Consider the following 20,409-nt stretch of genomic DNA (forward strand, 5'->3'; position numbering starts at 1 on the left):
CGCGTGGGGGCTGATGAATCGGAACTGCCGACAGGGGCTACTGGAATCGATCTTCCGGGAGCTCGTGGCGCCCAGGTCGGCAACCACAACATCCAGTACAACTACTTCGACCGGCTCCCGTCGCCCGTCAGGCTGCCCGGTCAACGCAGCGCGTCCCGCTCCTCCCACCTTGAGGATGCCCTGCAGGACCTGCAGTCGAGCGTCACACGCTCCACGACGGAGCAGGTCCAGAAGCTGACCGACCGGGGACTCATCGCTGTTCCTTGGTCGCGCCGATCGGGTGAGACCGAGGATGGCGAGGACGTCAACCACCGCGGCTTCGTCAGTGACGAGGATCTGGGAAGCCTGGTCGCCGGCGGTGGGCAGTTGGTCGTCATCGGCGGATCGCAGTCCGGGAAGACTACTCTGGCGACGCGGTTGGTGGAGCTGATCGGGGCACAGACTGACAAGCAGCCCGTCCTCTTCACCCTGTCGACATGGAACCCGCGGCGCGCCCGGTTGATCCCGTGGATGGTGGACGTGCTCCGGACCGGCTACGGACTGAGCGGGGACGGCCAGGTCGCCGGTCTGAAGACGGCACTCGAAGATGGAGCCATCATCCCCGTCTTCGACGGTTTTGACGAGATTGACCCAGGGCTCTGCTATTCGGCCGCCGATTCGATCCGTCAATTCGTACGTGAGCGGCCTGCTGTTCTCACGGGTATTCCACGAGGGGACCACGCCCTGGCTCTATTTCACGCGTTGCCCACAGCCGAGGTCATCGAACTGACGCCGGTTGCAGCGGGCGAGGTGGCACGCTACCTGTTGGACTCCCCGAAGCCCGAGCGGCGGCAGTGGCAGGTCATCTCATCGCGGGTGGCGGCCCAACGCGGTTCCGCCGTGAGCCTGGCCCTGTCATCGCCCCTCATTGCCTGGCTGGCAAAGAGCGTCTACGCGATGAGACCTCAACTGGGCGCGACGGTACCCCGGGAGGACGCGACAGAACTTCTGGACGGCGAGAGGTTTCCCACGGCGTCTGCGATCGAGGAACACCTGCTCCGGGGCTTGGTCTCGGCCGTCTTTGCCCGCCGGGTGTCGAGTCCGGGCGGCGCTGTGGCCCCCGTCAACGAGTTCCTGCCCCATGACGCCGAACGATGGCTGGGTTTTCTCAGCGCCCACGCGACCCACCGCATCATCGCGTTCTGGGAGATCCGGTACTATGCGCCGCTGTATCGCCTGGCGCTGGCTCTGTCGGTGATCGCCGGGGTGGGGATCGGTCTGGCCGCCGAAGTCCCGTGGATCTCCGCCGGAGTGTCGACCCTGTTCCTGCTGGCCGGGCTGTTCTTCGGTTTCGGCTTCACTCGAGGATACGCTTTGGGCCGTTCTCGGGGCCCAGACGACCCCGCACGGGTGGGATTCGCCAAGCGGAGCGTCAACAAGAACGGTGATCTGCGCCTCCATGCGGCCAAGTTGATGAGGGCGGCTCCACACGTGCTGGTCATCTATGCGGCCTGCTTCCTCACCCGACTGCGGGTCGAGAAGCATCCGGACTGGTCCCTGGGCTTGTCGCCGAGGCAGTCGCTGATTGGGGTGGTGTTCGCGACGCTGGGCGCAGTGGCTGCCGGAGTGGCCGGTGGGCGGATAGCTGCCGGTGTCCTTCGCGCGAACCCATCGTTGGATGCCACAACGGGGGCCAGGACGGCGGATCCGCTCGAGGTCATCCGAAACGACCGGCGATCGGGATTCGGGTTGTTCCTGCTGACGTGTGTCGTCCTGGTGCTCGGTTACCTGATCTACTACCTTGCTGCCATGCCCCCGAACGCCCTCGGAAACGTCGTCGCGGTGCCCGCCGCAGCCAGCATCGCCGCGTTTTTCTGGAACGAATGGGCGTGCTACAAGGTCGCCCATCTCTGGCTGATGTTCCGGGACGCCCTGCCGTGGCGGTTCGCCTCCTTCCTATGGGCGTGTCACGACGGGGGGATTCTTCGCAAGAACGGAAATCACTTCGAGTTCCGTCACCAGCGCCTACAGGACTGCCTCGCGAGTACTTACACGGGCCGCCTGGCGGACCGACGGAGAGTTGCTGGTCATGGCCTTTGAGATCGTGCCGGGCACCAGGGGCTTGACGGCGGACGACGTTGCACACATTCTTGTTCCGGGTCGTGGACGGGACAGCAACGGATTCGGGCTGAGCCCTGACGCCATGGGCCGTGTTCTCGCAGCTCACTCCTTCTACGAGGAGTTCACCAGAGGCGCTGCGGGCACGATCGTCTGCTCCGGATACAAGTCTCCAGTGGACTGCAGGGGTACGGCCTGGTCACCTGAGGACTCACCGTCGGAGACCTTCTGCGGCATGCCCGAGGCGGACATCATGAAGGCGGAGTTGGTGGCCAGAGGTGTCGCGGAGCGGGTCATCCACGTGGAGCGACATTCGATAGACACGGTGACGAACTTCCTCCGCTCTGAGTCGGAGGGACACTTCGGCGATGAGCGGCCCGTGGCGATCGTCGCGCAAGCCGACCATTTGCGACGGATGATGTCGATCATCGCTCCGCGAACGCTGCGACGTCCGTACCTCGGTGTGGTCGCTCCCGGAGTCGAGGCAAAGAGCGAGGGTCTGCTCGCCGCGTGGGTAAGTCGACTGGTCGTGACGGGTCTTCCGACAAACGGCGATCACGCGGTCTCCGTGGCGACCGGTCGGGCGACACGACTGTGGCGCACCGCTCGCTTGATCGGGATGAGCGAGTACCACTAGTGACCGCGATCAGCCTGTCCCTCTGGGCCTGCTCGACCCGCTGGCGGGCGCGCTGCTTCGACATTCTGGCGAGCACGGCGACGACAGCCGCAGCGAGGAAGAGTGCCAGCACGCCGACGAGGTAGGCGTGCCGCTGGACGAAATCCACGACCATGCCGATGAGCACCAGGAGGGCCACGGCCGTCAGCACCGTCCCCCAGCCGTTGTCCGAACGACGGCCGGACCCGCCGCGGCGCGTCGAGCTCCACATAACGCTGCGGCGACGCCTCCGACGGTGCGCCTTCACCCGGGCGCCGTTCCTCGTGGTGTGCCACCCCTCGCAGTTGCAGGCTGCCGCGGCGGCACACGGGTATAGGCCCAAATCTCAAGAAATCGGCGGCCGACGAGCAGGCACGCGGGCCCGCCGGGCGCTGTGCGTCACGTCGCCCGCGCCGAAGAACCCGTTGGTGACGATCATGCGAACCCTGCGGCTGAGTCGCCTCCCACGAGCTCACCTCCCTGAACACCGACGCGGCGAGCAGCTGTGCGAACCGGTGCGCCAACTGCTGTTCGCTCATTGGGTCGGTCGGCCGGATCAGCCGGGCCGCCGGGCGCTCGGTTGTGGAGGCAGAGCTTTACCAGGCGCGCGAGCGTTTGCTCATGTCCGGCACGCCGGATCTGGCGACGTCGGGTGAGAGGGCTTTCCGCCACCTCACCGGCATCCGAGACGTGATCCGCAGGTGGCCGCCCTCCGGTCGAGCGACTGCTACGACGCTTACCACAGGTACGCCGAGGCTGTCTGGGCTTCCGCCCGGTGGTGCGACGACACTTCCAGTACCCGCTGTGAGCTCGGAAGATCTGTAGTCAACGGCCGCGTCGGTGGCGGTGTACGAAGGTGTAGCCCTCCGGCAGTGACTGGTCGACCACCTCGGCGTTGAGCACCGCCTCGCGATGGAGGTCGATCTGGTCCGCCGACGCCTGCGCGCCGGGCGGCAGTCGACGAACGAATCCATTGACCCAGTGGCCACTACGCTGCGCCAGCCCAGCTTCCTCGGCGCCGCGGCGTAACGATGGGTCGATCGCCTCAACTACGGGCACGTAGCGGAGCAGTTCGGCGGGGAGCTGACCGGCGCGCGCCGGGTGCCACGGCCGACCGTGCTGGTCGAGGCTGCCGGAGACGCGCTCGATCCGCCCGGAGCGCAGTAGCTGCTCCACCGCCCGGCCGATCCGGTCGGCGCGGGATCGCGGCATGCCGAGCCGCAGGCAGTTGCGAACCAGTGCCTCCTCGGCGAGGGTCGCGGTCCCGTCGACGCTGAGGTAGCCGAGGGTACGCAGCGCGCGCAGCACCCAGCTCACGTCCGACAGGTCCGGCACCTCACGGTCCTGGTCGGAGCCGGGAGCGTTCTCCCGGGTCACCACCTGCGGGTCGTACCGGTGCCGGAGCTCCAGGTCGTCGAAGCGTTCAGGGGTGGGGAGCAGCGTCGTGCTCGCGGTAAGAAGCATCGTGCCTTGCGGCCGCTCGAAGGTGACGAGCACACCGGGAAGGAGCCCCTCCGGCCAGTGGATGCCGGAGAGTTCCCACTGCCCGCCCCGGCGCCGCAGGGTCACCTCCTGCGCCGGTAAGGGACCGGGACGCCCCCCGTCATGGTGCTCGACGCGAAGCCGCAGCCGTTGCCGCTGGTCCCATTTCCCCGGCAGCTCCCCTTCGGGCAGGGCACACCAGCCACCGTCGAGGTGCATCCGATACAACGCGGTCTGCCAGACCAGCTGACCGCCGCCGGGTCGACTCGTCAGCCACCACGCGTGGTCGCTCTCCGCGTCGGGACCGAGGAGTGGAGGTTCCGTCGAGTCGCTGAGCTGCTGTGAGATCTCGCCTGCCTCGTTCTGCACCTGCGGGCTGGTCTCCAGGCCGCGTTCCTCACTTAGCGCAAGGGCAGCGAGACGCTCGGCCTCGGCCGCGCCCCGGTGCAGCTGCTGACAGGTTTCGGCATGGACGGATATGCGTTGCCTGTGAACGATCACCTCGGCCAGAAGCGCCCGCGTACGCTCAGACAACGGAAAGGCCGGTGAGTCGGGTACCGATCCGGTGTCAAGGACGTGGCGCACCAGGGCGACGGCCCTGGGTCCCCAACAGACGAGGCGAACGTTCAGCTTGCCGCCGCCGAGGAGGTCGATAGCGGCCTTGCACATCGCCTGCACCAAGCTGTCGCGAAGCTCGAGTGCATCGTCCGTGCCGGTGCCCAGCTCGCCGTCCTCGGTCAGCCAGGCAAAGCCGAAGTGGCCTGTCTCCCGCTGAAAGCGAGTATCGACGACCGCGACGGTGGGACTTACCTGTTGCGTGCCCCCCTTACGTGCGCGTTCGCAGACGAAGATCCCGTCATGGTCGGCGTCTTCGACCTCGCCGCCGGACGGATGCTTACGGCTCACCGGTCCGCCCTATGCCTTGGCCTTGCGGCCGCGGGTGGCCTTGACCGGGCGCCACGACGTCAGCGCCTCGTCGGTGAGGTGGAGGCGGTTGGTGGTTTCGGCGAGGAAGCCGGCGTAGATGTCGGCCGGCGAGGCACCCCACTCCGGGTCGAACTCGCCGTGCCACTGGCGTACCCAGGGCAGGATCTCGCGCAACCCCGCGACCAGCGGGAGCAGCATCTGGTACCCGGAGGGGGGTCGTGATGCCATCCTGCCTTCCTCGGCAACGAGACTTCTCACGTACGGGTCTCCCTTACCCGCCCTCAAGAGCAGGGCGGGTAAGGGGCCAGGAGTCGGTGGTTCAGTTGTCAGGCTCACCGCAATTGGGGGTTTCAGTCCTTCTCGTCGCGTTCCTCGTCGTCCCCGCGCCGACGGAGCGTTCGCTCGGCGATCCGGCTGGAGAGCTTGCCCGTCGCCCACTTGGCCCGGCCGAGGGTCTCGTTGCCAAGGCGCCTGGCGGCACCAACGCCGTCTGCTCCTGTCTCGAGTGCCTTGTCCCTCACCTCCATAGCCGCGTCCGCCCATCGTCTCGCCTCCGATGACTGGCGAGCGCCCTCGATCCCGAGCCGCCCGTGGAAGTCGACGACGGCGATCGAGACATGGTTGCTCGACTGCACCACAGCCGGGGAGTCCATCGGATTCAGCAGCACCTTGGTGTTGGCCCTGCCCGCGGCCGCGTCCATCCGGGCCATCAGGCGCTCGGTGCACCGTGAGATGAGTTCCAGCCGGTTCTTCCGGGCAGCCTTCAGTCCGAGGCGATGCCCGTCCAACTCCCCCGGTGACGCGTCCAGCACCCGGTCGAGTTCAAGCACGGCGATCGCGTCCTGCAGCTGGAAGCAGCGGGCGAGGACAGCGAGCCACTCCTGTCCCTTGGACTCTGCTTCCTTGGCCGCCTTGGCGAGATCACCGATCGTGGTCTTGCGCTCCAGCTTCTCCGCGAGCGCGTCGAGTTGACGCAACGCGTACGCCTGCGTTTCTGCGATCGTCGCTGGCGCGCCCTGCACCTTCGACCACGTGACTTCGTCGACCCGGCCCCTCTTCTCTCGGATGGTCATGGCTTCCTCGATGACGAAGGCGACTCCGATCATGCGGGCCAACACGGCGTCCTTCTGGGCGCGGAGCACATCGTCGACCTTCTCGTCGATCGTGGCGAGATAGTCGGTGATCTCCTTCATGCTCTGTTGCATCGCAACCTGCGCCATGATCCCCGCAGCACCAGCCAACATCGCCGGGTTGCCCGCAATCGCCCCCGGCGCCTTTGAGATCTGGAGCCATGACTTGATCGAGCCCGGCTGCCCCACCATCGCGTGGCTGATGCCCGGCGTCTTGCTCTGCATCAGCCCGTATTTATGGACGACCTGCGCGGACTCCTTGGTCAGCTGCACCCAGCGACCCGAGTTGGCGGCAATCTCGGAACCTGCCTGGGCGGCGGCAGCCCCGGCGCTGAGGACAGATCCGAGCCGGGGCAGTCCGAGGTCCTTCGACGGCAGTCCCTCAGAGACGAGGAAGCGTTCGACAGCCGTCGGATCTCCGATGACCGCCAGCCCATCGCCGTCACTGATCAGCTGAATCTCGTTATCCATTGTCGGCTCCTGACGTACGGAAGGGGTAAACAGCGACGATCTCTGCTCTGTTCACTGCTTAGCTCTGCGGCCACGGGTGGCCTTGGCCGGGCGCCACGAGGTCAGCGCGTCGTCGGTGAGGTGGAGGCGGTTGGTGGTCTCGGCGAGGAAGCCGGCGTAGATGTCCGCCGGCGAGGCGCCCCAGTCCGGGTCGAACTCGCCGTGCCACTGGCGTACCCAGGGAAGGATCTCGCGCAACCCCGCGACCAACGGGAGGAGCCGGTCGGCGGCCCAGCCGTCCTCCTGCTCGCGGGCCACGATCAGGGTGGCCAGGGCCTGGGCCTGCTCGCGGTGGTCCCAGCCGGCCCAGCCGACCAGCAGCGACGGGTCACCGTCACGGCTGGCACCCGGGTACGACACGAACCGCTCCTTGGGCACGTCGAGCTTGCCCCGGTGCCGCCAGTAGCTGGTTTTGAGGAAGTCCGCCGAGGTGTACTTCGGCGGCACCGGGATCTGCTTGCGGAACTCCCGCTTCGCCGCCTCGTCGGGCAGCGCGTCCTCCTGCCGCTGCAGGTCCCAGACGTGCTCCCAGTCGGCGCGCTTGGCCAGGCCGGGGTCCTTGTAGCGCAGTGCAGCCAGGTGCGGCACGTGCTCGTCGGCGACCAGGTCGGCGACCACCTTGCCGAGATCCTGGCCGGGCGCGTAGAGGTTGGCGACGGTGAGCACGTCGGCGTCGCGGCGCAGCTCGTCGGCGAGCTGGGCGGTGGTCAGCGGACGCGGCTGCTCCAGCCCGTCGACGTGCTGGTACCACAGCTCCCGCGCCTCGCACCGGTCCAGCAGCCAGTCGCGCAGCGCCTTCGCCTGCATCACGTCCCAGCCCTCGCTGGCCCAACGCCGCTTGCACTCCGGCCGCTCGATCAACCCGATGTTGCGATTGCCCTCGATAACCGCGATCCGCCGCTCCACCACCGCCCGGTACTCATCCGACCAGTGCGCCGGCAGCTCCGTGATCGGCGTCGACCCGTGCCGGGCGAACCACACGGTTTCGGTCTCGCCTGCGGCCACCTTGCGGGCGAGCACGATCTCGAACGCCCGCTCCCCCAGCTTCAACCCCGGCACCGAACCGGCCGGGACGGTCAACTCCTCATCCAGCAACCGGTAGAGCGAGTAGACCTGCCAGTCCAACTCCTCCTGCAAGCCGATCATCCGCGCCCGCACCGAGTGCCACTCATCGCAGCCGGCGGCCAGCCGCTCGCGAGTGGGAACCCCAGAGGCCGCGACCGCCGCCGGCGTCACCGCAGCGAGCCGCTGCGCCAACCCGTCAATCTCCCGGCCCAGTTCCAGCGGGTACGCCGGAGGCAGAGGAAACTCCTGCAGCTTAGTCCCCGTGAACTCGTAGAACCGTTCCCACTCATCGTGCATGAAGCCGCCCGTGCCCGACTGACTCCCTTTGTCGTGACAAACCTGCTTGAGCCAAAAGCAGCCAGTCGAACTGTTGAGAATCCCGAGCAGCCGAAGGTGGCTGTCTTCCGTCGCTCCCTCTGGCAGCTTGATGACCGGCGCCGAGCGGTTGAAGATCTTCCCGCCTCGGTCGAGTGCGAAGTGGTTGTGAGTCGCCACAAACGCGAAGGAGATGGACAACGGTGTCCGGTAAGCGGAGGCGGTGTGCTGGTGGTATGCCCACCATTGAAGGCCAGCAGCCGCCATGTTGCCCTGGAAGGTCCGCCGCTCTTCGAGGAGACGCCGCCACGGCCAGAGCTCGTCGGCGAGGCCCTCCTTGCCCAGGCACGGCTCGTAGGGATACCAGATGGCATCTTCCGGCTTTGCGTCCCAGTCCCGCAGCGTCTCACCGATCATCAGCGGCCTCAGAGCAGCGGGATCGACCATCGTCCGCAGAGCGCGATTAAGGGGCCGCGTGAAAGCTTCATCCGCGCCCGCGCGGATCGCTCGTCCCACTGGGGCTTCGATCTCTCGGGTCAGCACCTCGCCCGTAACGGCCTCGATCGCCTCCGTCAAAACGGCGGCCCCACCGCCTCCAAGGCTCCAAGGATGACGGCCCAGTCGGTAGCGGTCGATGTCGTCAACGCTGACCCAATCACTCTCCGATCCGGGTCGGTCCACTTGGTCGATGATCGCTCGCCAAACGAAACCCTGACTTGGATCCGCTGGCGCGCTCGGCTCTCCTCGGATACCCATGACGGCCCGTACCGCCTCGGCTCGGCGCCGCAGGCGCCGCCGGCCCACCAAAATCACGGTTGGCGTTCCGTGCCCAGGGATATAGGCCCCCGACGTATCGATCACCTTGGTCAAGTCGATCTCGTGCGCGAAGAAACCTTCGATCAGCTTCCTGCCAAACTCACGCTTCGCAAAGGAGTTGGCCGTGATTTGACCAACGTAACCGGCCCCTCCCCCGTCGTCGCCGGACGCCTTTGCCAGTTGAAAGAAGCGCTGGGCGAACGGCACCGACAGCGCATAGGTACCGGCACAAGCGCTGTAGATCTCGCGGTAGAGCTCATTGAGAGATCTGTCTTTGACGGTGATGTAGGGCGGATTGCCCACGACGACGTGATATCGGCCTTCATCGAGGATGCCTGCGTGTTCCTGCACGTCCTCGGTGCTGTACTGGAGGTCGGCCAACTCGTCGAAACCACTATCGAAGAAGAGGAGGAGCTGGCGGGCCTTGATGAGCGAGTCACCCACGGCCAAGTGCAGGGGAAGCGCATAGCCAGCCGCGTCCGCAAGAGTCTTTGTGCCGCAGGCGCGGAGGGCGGCGACCAAAAGGCGGAAGCGGGCGACTGCGACCGCGAAGGGGTTGATGTCGACGCCGTGCACAGCGTCCAGGGCGAGCCGTACTCGCTCATGAGGGTCACGGTTAGGGGCGTGCTCCTCCCACTGCTTAAGCAGCCGGTGGAACGCGCCGAGCACGAAGTGGCCCGAGCCGCAGGTCGGGTCGATCATCTTGACCACGTCGTGGCCGAACTCGTCGATCGCCGGGGTGAGCGTCAGGTCGAGGATGAACTCCTCGACGAACTCCGGCGTCTGCAACAGCGCGTAGGTCTTCCGGGCCGCCTCGGAGAGGTCCTGGTAGAGGTCACCAAGGAAGCGCGTGTCCCACTCCGGGTCCATGAAGTCGTGCACCAGGCCGCCACTCTCGCCGCGCCGACGCCAGAAGCCGATCAGTTCCTTGGCCGCATCGTGCGACAGCGGGATCTGGAACAGCGGGTTGTGCCGCCGGTCGAACAGCGACCGGCCGGCCTGGGTGCTGGCGATCGCGTCGAAGCCTTCGAGCAGCCAGCCGCGCAGCGTCTGCTCCGGCCGATCGCGGAAGAACTGCGCCTCAGCCTCCTCGGCCAGCACCAGCCGGTCCCCCGGCCCGGCGAGGTACGGCTCGGAGAGCAGCCCGTTGTCCTCGCAGAAGCGCACGAACACGGTGCCGAGCACCCAGGCGACGGCGACCTGGGTGACCCGTTCGTCCCGCCACGCCGCCCAGGTGGCGGCGGTACGCCGAACCTTCAAGGCGTGGTCGTACTCGCCGCGCAGCTTGAGGCGCACCTCCTCGACCGACTCGGCCTGCTCCCGCAGGTCCTTTTCCAGGTTCTTGACCTGCTTCTGCAGGTCGGACAAGAGCAGCTTCCGGTCGATCACGCGACGACTCTAGTCGTCCCGCCGACGGGACGGGGGTAGCCGTAAGGCCCGTTCTGGCCGTCCGCTCGCTACCTACGGCTTTCGCATCCAGGTCTTTGGATCGGTGATGAAGATGCCCTTGCCCTGATGCCGTCGGATCACCCGGAGCGCCTCCAGCCGGACGTAGACCATCTGAATGGTCGACGAGCTGACTTCAAAGCGATGGGACATGTCAGCGATAGAAGGCAGCTTGTCCCCTGGCTGGACCTTCCCGCTGCGTACGTCATCCGTGATCTCGTCGGCGATCCGGATGTAGTCCGGTGTCTGTGGCATGGCACTCCTCGCGTGGCACGCCAATTTGATCACGACACGCACTGGCCAGACAACCGAGCGTTGCCATCGTCTACTTAGGCATATATGGTTGATCGCGAGCCGCTCCTCGCGTGGCAACGAGATCGGCTCATCCCCCTGGTCGGGGCGGGTGCGCGTGCCCGTCCCGACCCACCGGACTGCTCCGCTGTCGTACCGCTGATCAGAGCTGCGGCGGCGGAGCGGGCGGGCCGCCGGCGGCCGGCGTGCGGACGGCCCGCCCTTCCAGACCCACCGCAAAGACCTTCCCCGCTCCCGCCTGCACAGGAGAGGACCGACGTGGCCCAGGTGTATCGAGGTGGCCAGCTCTACGGGACCGGTCGCCCGGCCCGGTTGACCCCACACGAGGTGCGGACCCGCACCTTCGACCCGCGCCGCCGTGGCGCCGACCCCGATCAGGTACGCGAGTTCCAGGCCCTGGTCGCCGACGAGCTGACCGACCTGCACCAGCAGGTACGCCTGCTCGGCCAGGAGAACGACCGGATCAAGCGGGCGCTGCGCGACTGGCAGACGATGCACGCCCGGGAGTGCCGGCCGCCGCAGGAGTACCACACCAACGAGGGCCGCTGGTAGCCGTGCGCCCCTCCCCCGGCGAGCTGCTGATCATCGACGGCCGGGCCTCGGTGCAGTTCGCCGGTGACCGTGCCCTGACGTTCCGCGTCGTGTCAGTCTGCGACCGGCCGACGTATGCCGGCTGGGTCTGGCTGACCGGCTACGTCATCAACCGGCGCGGCCAGGCGACCGCCAAGCGAGAGGTCTACGTCCAGCTCGCCGGCCTCCGCCGTGCCCCGGCCCCAAGCACCCCGGCCCCGCGTCGCTCCGGCGATACCCGTCCCTATGCTTCGCGGAATGACCAGGGTGGCCGTGGAGCAGTTGGCGAGCGCTCGGGGCTGCGTGCTGGGGCTGATGCTCGGTGACGCGCTCCGCGCGACGGGCGGCACCCTGCCGCCGAGCGGACTGTTGCGGGCCACCAGCGCCGGCCAGCTCGCCTGCTTCACCGTCGACGGCATGATCCGCTCAGATGTTCGGGATCGGATGGGCGACTACCGCTATCCCCGGATCATCTGGCACGCCTATCACCGCTGGGCGGCCGGTCAGGGCATCGCGGGAATCGAACGGTGGCAGGAGCACGACTGGCCCGATGGCTGGCTGGCCGCCGTACCGGTGCTGGCCGAACGGCGCGGCTCGGCGCCAGCGACCGTCGCCGCCCTGCAACGACGGGTGCCGGGTGGGCTCGCGGGCAACAACAACACCAGCACGGGCGCCCATGCGCTGATCCGGTCTCTTCCTGCTGGCCTGCACGGAAAGTGCCCACAGGCGGCGTGGGCCGCCGCCATCGCCGCAGCCAGCACGCACGCGGCCGAAGCCGCCTCCGCTGCTGCGCTCGGCGCCGGCATCGTCGCCAATCTCGTCGAGAAGCAGGAGTTGGCGCGCGCGGTGGACCTGGCCGAACGGGCATGTGCCAGCGATCCGCAGCTGTCAGGAGAGCTGTCCCTCGCACCCGCGCTCGCCCTGGCACGGTCGCAGCCACGGGAGGCGGCGGTGTTGACGCGTCTCGCGCCGGATGCCCGAGCGACGTCGGCCCTCACCGGCGGGGTCTACGTCGCCGCCTCCTTCCCGCGCCCCGAGCAGGTGAAGGAGGCTCTGCTGTTCGCCGCATCGGCCGGCGACGGCGGCCACGCCGCCGCCGTGGCGGGCGCGTTCCTCGGCACGTCGCACGGCTTTGACGCGCTCCCGGTGGAACTGGTTTCCCGACTGGAGCTGGCGTGGGTCGCCGACACTCTCGCCCGCGACCTGGTCACTGAACTCGTCGATGTCCCTGCGGGCACTGGATATACCCCTGCGACCGACCCCCACTGGTCGGACCGCTACCCGTGCTGGTAGAGCCAGACACTCAGCTCGCGGTGATCAGCCGGTATGCAGTTCTGATCGTGGGAACCACCGTCTCGTACAGGTACGGCGCGCTGGTCAGCCGCCCCCAGTGGTCGGTCAACCTCATGGCCGACGGATGAGTGAATGCGGCGACGAGCGTGTCGACGCCGGCGATTCGCGCCTGCTCAAGGTGCGGTGCGATCTGACGACGGCGGCTCATGAGCGCGGTGAGCGCCTTGTAGACCTCGACTCCCTGAACGATGCACAGGGTCGGCTCGAGGATCGTGATCGTCGCTGCCATGTGAGGGGCACAGTTCCGGCTCATCGTCGCGTTACCCAGCGACTTGGTCGTGCCGTTGACAACGGCGGAGCACAGCCGCATGTTGGCCATGGCATAGGCATCGAAGAGGTGTACCGGGAATCGGGCGCCTTCCAGGCGGAGGTGTTCGCCGTCCCGATCGGCCCCGGGGTCACGCCCGACGGCGAGCCGCAAGGCGCTGGTGACACCGCGCATATGAGGGTTCCGCGCGGTGAACGCCAGGCTGGCGGACTGCATCACCTCGGCGTGGCGCTCCTTGAGCGTCACGCCCTCTCGCGTACGTCCGGTCTCCATGGCGATGACCAGGGTGCGCGTCGGCACCCCGTTGATCATCAGGTCGAAGTGGTGACCGACGTGCGACAGCTGCCCCGCGGCGAACGCAGCGTCCGGTTGGGAAGCCGCGTGGCGGCCGCCCAGGACACTCTGCCGGCAGCTGCCGAGCCTCGGGCAGACGCACTGTCCGGATGGTCCCAAGACATGCTCAGCCATGTACTGACCGAGCTTGTCGATCCGCCTGTCGGTGAGGACGGTATCGCTGGCGACGGTCATGTCGACAGCTGCTTGGCTGACGCCGGATTGAGGGCCCGATCGCTGGAGGCTCCCGCCCTGGGGCGAGGCGTCGTTGATTCGCTACGGCCTTCACTCGCCGCTTTGACGAGAGCATCGCGGAGAAGCGCGGTCTCCTTGGCGCTCGGCGGCCCAGCCGCGCCGGAATGCCACTCGACCACCAGCCGCTGCCCCGAGGACAGCCCGTAGATGCGCACCGCCCGGCTGTGCACCGCTGACCCGTAGTCCGTACCGCCGAATCCCAGCTTGCCCACCTCCCGTAGCCCGAGCGCCTGGGCGATGTCATCCCACGGTCGGCCGAACGCGAACACATCCTGTACCGGCAGCTCCGCGATCGGCTGCCACACGAACTCCTCGATGACCTCTGGCGGCGGCTTCAGCGGAGCCGTGATGGACTTCGAATGCCACGGGTAGCACTCGAAGATCAACAGTTCACGGTGGTCGGCGCTCGGATCCTGGAGCCACCGGCGGGTGAACCCAAGGCGCGCCTGGTAGTACCGATTGCGACCCATCTCGTGCGGCAGGGTCCACCGTGGCCGGTTGTACGGGCATGTCGTGGTCCACCTGCTGTACGAGCCGTGCTGCTCGATCTCTTTGGCGAAGATGCCGTCCCGCGCCTGAAAGCGTGGACGAAACTCGCCGGGGTTCAGCCCGAGCACCACCATCCGCGGTGTGTGCTCCAAGCCGAGGAGGTCACCGTGATACGGCTCCGGAAAACCCTCACGGGTCGCTTCGCCGGGACCGACGCCTACATAGGAGTCGAACCAGTCCAACACCCGTGACGGTAGTTGGTCTTTACCTTTGAGCCACGCCGCAATGTGGGCGTCCCAGAAGGCGGCAACCCGCTCCCGTGCAGAGGTCGTCATGACGAAAACCTAGCGATGGGGCACTGGCGAAGCCAGTGCGAAACGCGAAGAATCAGCGGCGTGACCGGTGAACTGCACCAGCTCGCGGCGTTGTTACGCGCCCGCGATGACCTTGACGCCAGGATCGCGACGCTGACCGGGCGGTCGGCCCGGCAGGGCGACATCGGTGAGTTCATCGCCGCGCAGGTGTTCGACATCGATCTCGCCGGCATCGCGACCCAGGCCGGCCACGACGGCACGTTCAGGTCCGGGCCGTTCGCCGGCCAAACGGTCAACGTCAAGACCTACGGCGACGCGTTCACCGGCATCGACATCAGCCCGCATCTGTGCGACCTCTACCTGGTCTTCAGTGGCCCACCGCGACCGCTCGGGGCCGTGCGGCACCACCAGTGGCGGATATCCGCGGCGTACCTCTTCGACACCCGCCTCCTGCTCGAAACCCTGACCGGCCGAGGCGTCAAGATCGGCGTCGCGACGAGCATCCGCAGGGGTGACCTCGAAGCCGCCCAGATCTTCCCGGTCGCCGGTCCGAGTGCGCCGCTGCCCCTGGCACCGGAGCAGACGGCATTGCTGTCGCTCTTCGCCTAACGGCCACCGAAAGGAAGCGACTGATGCGGCCGGACCCTTTGGTGGCGCAGCAGGTCAACTGGGCACAGTACGAGCCGGGCCAGCTCGCCGGCCACTACGAGAGCTTCTACCAGCGGGCCAACCATCCCACCCGACCGTTGGCGTTCTGGATCCGCTACACCATCTTCAGTCCGACAGGTCGCCCGGCCGACGCGATCGGCGAGTTGTGGTTCGTGCTGTTCGACGGTGAGACCGGGCAGCACGTCGTGGCGAAACAGGAACGCCCGATTGCCGAATGCGACTTCCATCAGCGCGCGTTCTCGGTGCGGATCGGGGACGCCACGTTGGGGCCTGGGGCGTTGACAGGCGCGGTGGACGACGTGCGTTGGCAGTTGACGTTTGCCAGCGACCGGCCTCCGCTCTACCTCTTGCCGCCACGGCTGTATCGGGGCGGCTTTCCGAAGGCGAAGAGCCTGGTGGGCAGTCCGCTGGCCCGCTACGACGGCGAACTGGTCGTAGGCGAGCGCCGGGTCAGCGTCGACGGCTGGGTGGGCAGCCAGAATCACAACTGGGGCAGCCGGCACACCGACCGCTACGCCTTCGGGCAGGTCGCCGGCTTCGACGACGCGCCGGACAGCTTCCTGGAGGTCGCCACCGCGAGCAACCGAATCGGCCCGGTGAACCCGCCGATGGTCACCCTGCTGGTGTTGCGCCACCGAGGCCAGGAGCATTCCCTGGTCTCGGTGTGGCAAGGGATCCGGGCCACCGGCCGCTTCCGGTACTTCGCCTGGGACTTCGCCTCGCAGTCCCCGTCAACCCGGGTGCGCGGACGGATCGAGGCACCACCGGAGGCGTTCGTCGGTCTGGCGTACCCGAATCCACCGGGCGGCGTGAAGCACTGCCTCAACACCAAGATCGCGCGTTGCGAGGTGGAGGTGACCGACCGCGCCACGGGCGCCCAGGAGACGTTGCTCGCCGAGAACCGTGCCCTGTTCGAGATCCTCACCGACGACCGCGACCACGGCATTCCGATCCAGGCTTAGTTCATGGGGTGACGAGGGCGCTGCGGTGGGCGTTGACGACCCACGCATCGGGTAGGGCGATCCACTCGTTGTCGCCCACCCGCACCACCGCACCGTCCAGCTTGGGCAGCAGCGCCGGGTCCTCCATCGGGCAGAGCAGCCACACGTCACCGGCCCCGCCGCGCGCCGCGTCGGCCAGCTCGTAGAGCCGGTCCATCGCCCGGTACCGCGCCAGCACCGCCGCGTCGTGCAGCAGCACCGGCCCCGCCTCGGCCGACAGTTCGGCGCGCAGCTCCGGCGCGGCCAACTGCCACGCCCGCTCGACGTACTCCCCCAGCTTGATCGCCCCCCGGGAGCCCGGCGGCGCGATGTCCGCGCCGACCACCGTTTCCCAGGTCGGCTTGGGGTGCTCGTCGACCAGGGCGTGCAAATGGTCCAGGAAGCGGGCCGCCACATTGACCGGCCGAGCGTCGAAGCGCCGGGCCAACTCCTCCCGCGCCACGCCGTACCGCGACAGTCGTACCGTCAGCGCCCGGAACCCGCCGGCGGACCTCGCGCCGGTCAGCCGCTCCTCGGCCCGCATCGCCGCCGCCAGCTCCGGCGACTCGGCCGTCCACCGGCTCGGCGCCACGGTCAGCGACGGGCGCCGCTGCATGATCGACATGGAGGACGAGGCGTTGCGGGGCGGCGGCGGGACGTACTTGTCGCGGTCCCAGCGCAGCTCGAAGCCGGCCTCGGCGAGCAGCCGGTCCAGTTTCGGGTGCGGCGGCAGCGGGTCCAGCTCCGGGAAGCGCGTCCGCACCCGTTGGGTCACCTGCTCCGGCGTCAGCCCGCGATCCGCCTCCGGCGAGGTCGCCGGCGGCACCACACCGGCCTGGGCCAGTCGCAGCGCCCGTACCGGATCCAGGTCGCGCGGGTAGAGCTCCAGCCGCGCGGTCGCGGCCGCCCGCTCCGAGGCCACCGCGGCGAGCAGCACCCGTCGCCGCTCGTCGATCGCGTCGGCCGCACCGCCGGGCGCGGTCACCGCCGCGAGGGTACGCAGCACCGTCGCCGGGCTGGGCAGCACCTCACTGGCGGCGAGCTTGTCGGCGGCCTTGCCGAGCGCGTCGGCGTAGTCGAGCAGCGCCGGCGCGGCCGGGGTGTCCGGCGCGTCGTCCTCGCCGGCTTCGAGAGCCACCAGCAGCCGGTCACCGCGCGGGTGCGGCTTGCCGTTGATGTCGGCGCGGGCATGCCGGCGCAGCAGCAGGCGCGGCTCGTCGGCGAGCGCGTCGACCTCCACGGCTGCCCGCACCGCGGCGACCGCCACCGCGAGACGCAGCCCATCCCCGGTACGTACCGAGCCGCGGCTGCCGAGCAGCGCCGCGGCCAGCTCGGCGACGCCCATCACCCGGCCGCCGTCGCGCAACAGCTCGATGATCTGTGTACGCACGCTGCCGACCACCGGGAGGTCGTGCCAGCGTTTGCGCTGCTTGCCGAGGATCTGCGCGATCCTGGCGGGAGTGAGGCCCAGCGGCTTGGCCACCTGCGGGTGCTGCGGCCACAGCGGCAGGTCCGGCAGAGCGCCGGTGGCGTCGGGCAGGTGCAGCGCCAGCCGGGTGGCCTCGACGTCGTTGGGGTTGCGGCTGGCCGGGACGAGCAGGGTGGCGATCGCGTCCAGTCCGACGCGTACCAGATCGGCGTCGCCGTCCCCGGCGACGGCCTCGGAGGCCACCTCCTCCGTCGCCGCCTTGCGGGCGGCGGGCGTGGTGGGAATGGTCTCCCGCTCCCCCAGCCGGCCACGCCACTCCTTCACCCGGCGCTGCAGTTCCTGGCGGGTCTTGGCGCCCAGGCCGGGCAGGTGGGCGAGCTTGTTGGCGACGGTGAGCAGCTCGCCGACGGTGGTGGCGTCGAGGCGGTGGGCGGCGGAGACCGCGCGCGGGGTGAGCCCGGCGGCCTCCAGGGCCGTCGCGCGGGTCGCCTTGGTGGCGGCCTCGTCGCGGGCGGCCTCGGCGGCCTTCTCGTCCGGCTCGTCGGCCTCGATCTCGGGGTGGTCGGTGCCGACCGGGGCGCTCGCGTCGGAGCGGCGGAACACCTGCTGCCAGGCGTCGCGCATGTCCTTGAGCGAGGCGAACCGCTGGCGGTGGTCGCGGTGCAGGGCGCGCTGGAGGAAGTCCACCAGCCCGTCGCGGATCGCCGGGTCGAACGCCTCGACGGCCAGCACCGGCGGGCCCTCGGTCAACTGCGGCTCGGTGCCGCCGTCGCCCCAGACGGGCAGCTCGCCGGAGGCCATCTCGTGCAGGGTGACCCCGAGGGCGTACCACTCGGCGTGCTTGTCGTAGCCGGGCCGGTTGGCGGTGCCGAGGAACGGGTCGAGGTAGCGGGGCGTGCCGGCGGTGATCTCCTTGACCGAGACGCCGGCCAGGGAGAAATCGAAGAGCACCAGCTGCTTGGTGCGGTTGGGGCGTACCCGGATGGCGATGTTGTCCGGCTTGATGTCCCGGTGGTAGACGCCCTCCCCCTCCAGGTAGTCCAGGGCGCCGAACAGGTAGTCGCTGTAGGTTTCCAGCTCGTCGACGGTGAGCCGGCCGTCGTCGCGCAGCTTGCGGGCCAGGGTGCGGTCACCGGCGTGCTCCAGCACGACGACCGTGCGGGTACCGATCTGCAGCGGCTCCGGCCGGGCCAGCCGGATCACCCGCGAGTCGGTGAGCGGGCCGAGCACCCTCGCCTCGTGCGCGAGCCGGGCGCCCTTCTCGTCGGAGAGCCCAACCTTGAGCACCTCCTCCCGACGGGTGCGCTCGTTGAAGCCGAGGAACGCCCGGCAGGTCGAGCCGGTGCCGAGGCTGCGGACGATCTTCCACTCGCCGACCCGGTCGCCGCCGCGCGCCTCGAGGGGGTCGACCTGCTCGGGCTCCGGCTCCTCCGGGTGCACCGACGCCGGCGGCGGGGCGGTCAGCTCCTCCTCGACCACCTGGAGCATCTCGACGAACTCGGCCACGGTGGTCAGGCGCTGGGTCGGCACCGGGGCGGTGGCCGCCTGGATCAGCTCGTCGGCGAACTCGGTGATCCCGTCGGCGATGGCGGAGGCGCGCAGCCCGTTGTCCCGGGCCAGCCGGGTGAGCAGCTCGGCACGCTTCGCGGCCGGCGGCTGGCCGGTCAGAATCAGGTAGCTCAACGCGCCGAGGCCGAAGACGTCCATCGCGACCGCGTCCGGCTTCGGCGCGGTCAGCTCCGGTGCGAGGTACGCCTCGGCGGACCGCTCGATGTGCGAGGCCGCGTGCGTGGAGAGGGTGACCGGGTCGCCGCTGCTGCCCCCGCCGCTCCCGTCGACCCCGCGGGTCGCCGCCTGCCAGTCGCTGAGCTGCAGCTGGGGGGTCAGCCACGCCTCGTCCTCGCTGCCACCCCGCCGTCGGCGTCCCGGGCTGACCAGCACGCTGCGCGCCGACAGGGCGCGGTGGTGCAACCGCCGGCGGTGCGCGTACGCCACCGTCTCGGCGAGTTGGCGGATCATCGCGAGCCGGCTCAGCGCGTCGAGGCGGTCGCCGTACTGGGCCATGTAGTGGTCGAGGCGGATCGAGCGGGGGTCGTACCGGAAGATCAGCGCCGGCCCGGCCTCGTGCGACTCCATCGAGTCGACCTGGACGATGCCGGGGTGGTTGATGCCGTGCAGCACCTGCATCTCGCGCTTCGCCGCGCGTTCGATGCTGGCCCGCTCGGCCTGCACCGCGTTGCGCTCGACCAGGTAGATGCGGACCCGGCGGCGCTCCCGCTCCAGGTCGCGGTGCCGGGCCTGGTGGTCCTGCCAGGTGGGGCCGACGTCGAACGGTCGGGTCTCCAGCTCCCACGCGCCGACCTGGTAGTGCCGGCGGCTGCGCGCGATACCGATCTCTTTCAGCAGGTCCGGCAGCGCCGCGGACATCTCCTTGGTGACCCGCTGCCGCTCGTCCTGCGGCGGGCGCTGCAGAAACGAACCGATGGTCGGCAGCTGGCCCGGCTGGTGGCCGGGCGCCGGATCAGGGCCGTAGATGCCGTGCAGGTGGTGGTCGGAGAGCTCGACCTGCAGCCCCGGCTTGGACAGGAAAACCGCCGCCTGCACGAAGGGGATCTTGACCGGCTTGCCCTTGCGGCGGGCGGCGGCGACCTGGAGCAGCGACTTGAGCTTCTTCGCCTTCATGTCCGCTAGGTGGAGCGGATTGTCGAAGGTGCGGGTGCCGCTCGGCCCGTTCAGGATCCAGTTGGAGCCGCTGGAAACCAGCCGTCCGTTCAGGCTCTTGACCTCGATGAGGTAGAGCCCGCCTGGGCCGGCGACCAGCAGGTCGACCTCGTAGGGGTGACCGGTCTGCGCGGTGAAGGTGAAGTTCGACCAGGCCCGGTAGGGTTCGGTGTCCGGCAGCAGCGCCTGGACGTGCGCCAGCGCCTCCCGCTCGTGCGCGAACTGCGACGGCGTGATCGTCGTCCACCGGCCCTCTTGCATGCGGAAGATCCT

General features: G+C 68.8%; 14 protein-coding genes. 6 read left to right on the forward strand and 8 right to left on the reverse strand.

Annotated elements, in window-relative coordinates; genetic code table 11:
* The first annotated feature begins 3 nt into the window (after positions 1-3).
* Together ACTWO6_RS21065 and ACTWO6_RS21070 are read left to right on the forward strand one after the other, a co-directional pair.
* Positions 4-2,079: a hypothetical protein gene (locus ACTWO6_RS21065; protein ID WP_446215537.1), complete on the forward strand. Its 2,076-nt coding sequence runs from the start codon at positions 4-6 to the stop codon at positions 2,077-2,079.
* Entirely contained in the window at positions 2,069-2,734 is a 666-nt protein-coding gene (locus tag ACTWO6_RS21070) for a YdcF family protein (protein WP_446215538.1), read from the forward strand. Before ACTWO6_RS21065 ends, ACTWO6_RS21070 begins: the two co-directional genes overlap by 11 nt.
* Before the next feature lie 843 nt (positions 2,735-3,577).
* On the opposite strand, the gene ACTWO6_RS21075 is transcribed toward ACTWO6_RS21070, so the two are convergent.
* The 5 genes from ACTWO6_RS21075 to ACTWO6_RS21095 all read right to left on the reverse strand — a co-directional run bounded on the left by ACTWO6_RS21075 (position 3,578) and on the right by ACTWO6_RS21095 (position 10,698).
* Positions 3,578-5,140 carry a hypothetical protein gene (locus ACTWO6_RS21075; RefSeq protein WP_446215539.1) on the reverse strand — a complete coding sequence of 521 codons (1,563 nt, stop codon included), beginning with the start codon at positions 5,138-5,140 and terminating at the stop codon, positions 3,578-3,580.
* Positions 5,141-5,149: 9 nt separating this feature from the next.
* Complete coding sequence (locus ACTWO6_RS21080; protein WP_446215540.1) at positions 5,150-5,389, reverse strand: DUF7008 domain-containing protein; 240 nt, start codon at positions 5,387-5,389, stop codon at positions 5,150-5,152.
* A gap of 122 nt (positions 5,390-5,511) precedes the next feature.
* Positions 5,512-6,762, reverse strand: a complete 1,251-nt coding sequence (locus tag ACTWO6_RS21085; RefSeq protein WP_446215541.1) for a hypothetical protein — start codon at positions 6,760-6,762, stop codon at positions 5,512-5,514.
* 51 nt (positions 6,763-6,813) lie between these two features.
* The gene (gene pglX / locus ACTWO6_RS21090; protein WP_446215542.1) at positions 6,814-10,386 is read right to left on the reverse strand and encodes a BREX-2 system adenine-specific DNA-methyltransferase PglX; all 3,573 of its coding nucleotides are present in this window, start codon (positions 10,384-10,386) and stop codon (positions 6,814-6,816) included.
* Positions 10,387-10,458: 72 nt separating this feature from the next.
* On the reverse strand, positions 10,459-10,698 hold the full coding sequence (locus ACTWO6_RS21095; protein ID WP_446215543.1) for a winged helix-turn-helix domain-containing protein: 240 nt from the start codon (positions 10,696-10,698) through the stop codon (positions 10,459-10,461).
* 315 nt (positions 10,699-11,013) lie between these two features.
* Here ACTWO6_RS21095 and ACTWO6_RS21100 point away from each other — a divergent pair, with 315 nt between their 5' ends.
* The gene (locus tag ACTWO6_RS21100) at positions 11,014-11,307 is read left to right on the forward strand and encodes a DivIVA domain-containing protein (RefSeq protein ID WP_446215544.1); all 294 of its coding nucleotides are present in this window, start codon (positions 11,014-11,016) and stop codon (positions 11,305-11,307) included.
* 276 nt (positions 11,308-11,583) lie between these two features.
* The gene (locus ACTWO6_RS21105; protein ID WP_446215545.1) at positions 11,584-12,618 is read left to right on the forward strand and encodes an ADP-ribosylglycohydrolase family protein; all 1,035 of its coding nucleotides are present in this window, start codon (positions 11,584-11,586) and stop codon (positions 12,616-12,618) included.
* A 10-nt stretch (positions 12,619-12,628) separates the two neighbouring features.
* Here ACTWO6_RS21105 and ACTWO6_RS21110 read toward each other — a convergent pair whose 3' ends face one another.
* The gene (locus ACTWO6_RS21110) at positions 12,629-13,474 is read right to left on the reverse strand and encodes a hypothetical protein (RefSeq protein WP_446215546.1); all 846 of its coding nucleotides are present in this window, start codon (positions 13,472-13,474) and stop codon (positions 12,629-12,631) included.
* Positions 13,471-14,358 (reverse strand): anti-phage DNA glycosylase Brig1, encoded by an 888-nt coding sequence (gene brig1, locus ACTWO6_RS21115; protein ID WP_446215547.1) that lies wholly within the window; start codon positions 14,356-14,358, stop codon positions 13,471-13,473. The genes ACTWO6_RS21110 and brig1 overlap by 4 nt, the downstream gene beginning before the upstream one ends.
* A 60-nt stretch (positions 14,359-14,418) precedes the next feature.
* On the opposite strand from brig1, the gene ACTWO6_RS21120 reads away from it, so the two are divergent.
* Entirely contained in the window at positions 14,419-14,946 is a 528-nt protein-coding gene (locus ACTWO6_RS21120; protein ID WP_446215548.1) for a hypothetical protein, read from the forward strand.
* Positions 14,947-15,083: 137 nt separating this feature from the next.
* A complete protein-coding gene (locus ACTWO6_RS21125; RefSeq protein WP_446215549.1) occupies positions 15,084-15,968 on the forward strand; it encodes a hypothetical protein in 885 nt (294 codons plus the stop codon).
* Between the two features lies 1 nt (position 15,969).
* Here the strand turns inward: ACTWO6_RS21125 and pglW are convergent, their stop codons facing one another.
* Complete coding sequence (gene pglW, locus ACTWO6_RS21130; RefSeq protein WP_446215550.1) at positions 15,970-20,397, reverse strand: BREX system serine/threonine kinase PglW; 4,428 nt, start codon at positions 20,395-20,397, stop codon at positions 15,970-15,972.
* Positions 20,398-20,409: the final 12 nt, after the last annotated feature.

The sequence above is a fragment of the Micromonospora sp. IBHARD004 genome (assembly GCF_052814115.1).

Bases quoted from the DNA above. Each gene is read 5' to 3' on its own strand.
- ACTWO6_RS21070 (WP_446215538.1), top strand. From the start codon at position 2,069: ATGGCCTTTGAGATCGTGCCGGGCACCAGGGGCTTGACGGCGGACGAC.
- ACTWO6_RS21080 (WP_446215540.1), bottom strand. From the start codon at position 5,389: ATGGCATCACGACCCCCCTCCGGGTACCAGATGCTGCTCCCGCTGGTC.
- ACTWO6_RS21085 (WP_446215541.1), bottom strand. From the start codon at position 6,762: ATGGATAACGAGATTCAGCTGATCAGTGACGGCGATGGGCTGGCGGTC.
- ACTWO6_RS21095 (WP_446215543.1), bottom strand. From the start codon at position 10,698: ATGCCACAGACACCGGACTACATCCGGATCGCCGACGAGATCACGGAT.
- ACTWO6_RS21105 (WP_446215545.1), top strand. From the start codon at position 11,584: ATGACCAGGGTGGCCGTGGAGCAGTTGGCGAGCGCTCGGGGCTGCGTG.
- ACTWO6_RS21110 (WP_446215546.1), bottom strand. From the start codon at position 13,474: ATGACCGTCGCCAGCGATACCGTCCTCACCGACAGGCGGATCGACAAG.
- brig1 (WP_446215547.1), bottom strand. From the start codon at position 14,358: ATGACGACCTCTGCACGGGAGCGGGTTGCCGCCTTCTGGGACGCCCAC.
- pglW (WP_446215550.1), bottom strand. From the start codon at position 20,397: ATGCAAGAGGGCCGGTGGACGACGATCACGCCGTCGCAGTTCGCGCAC.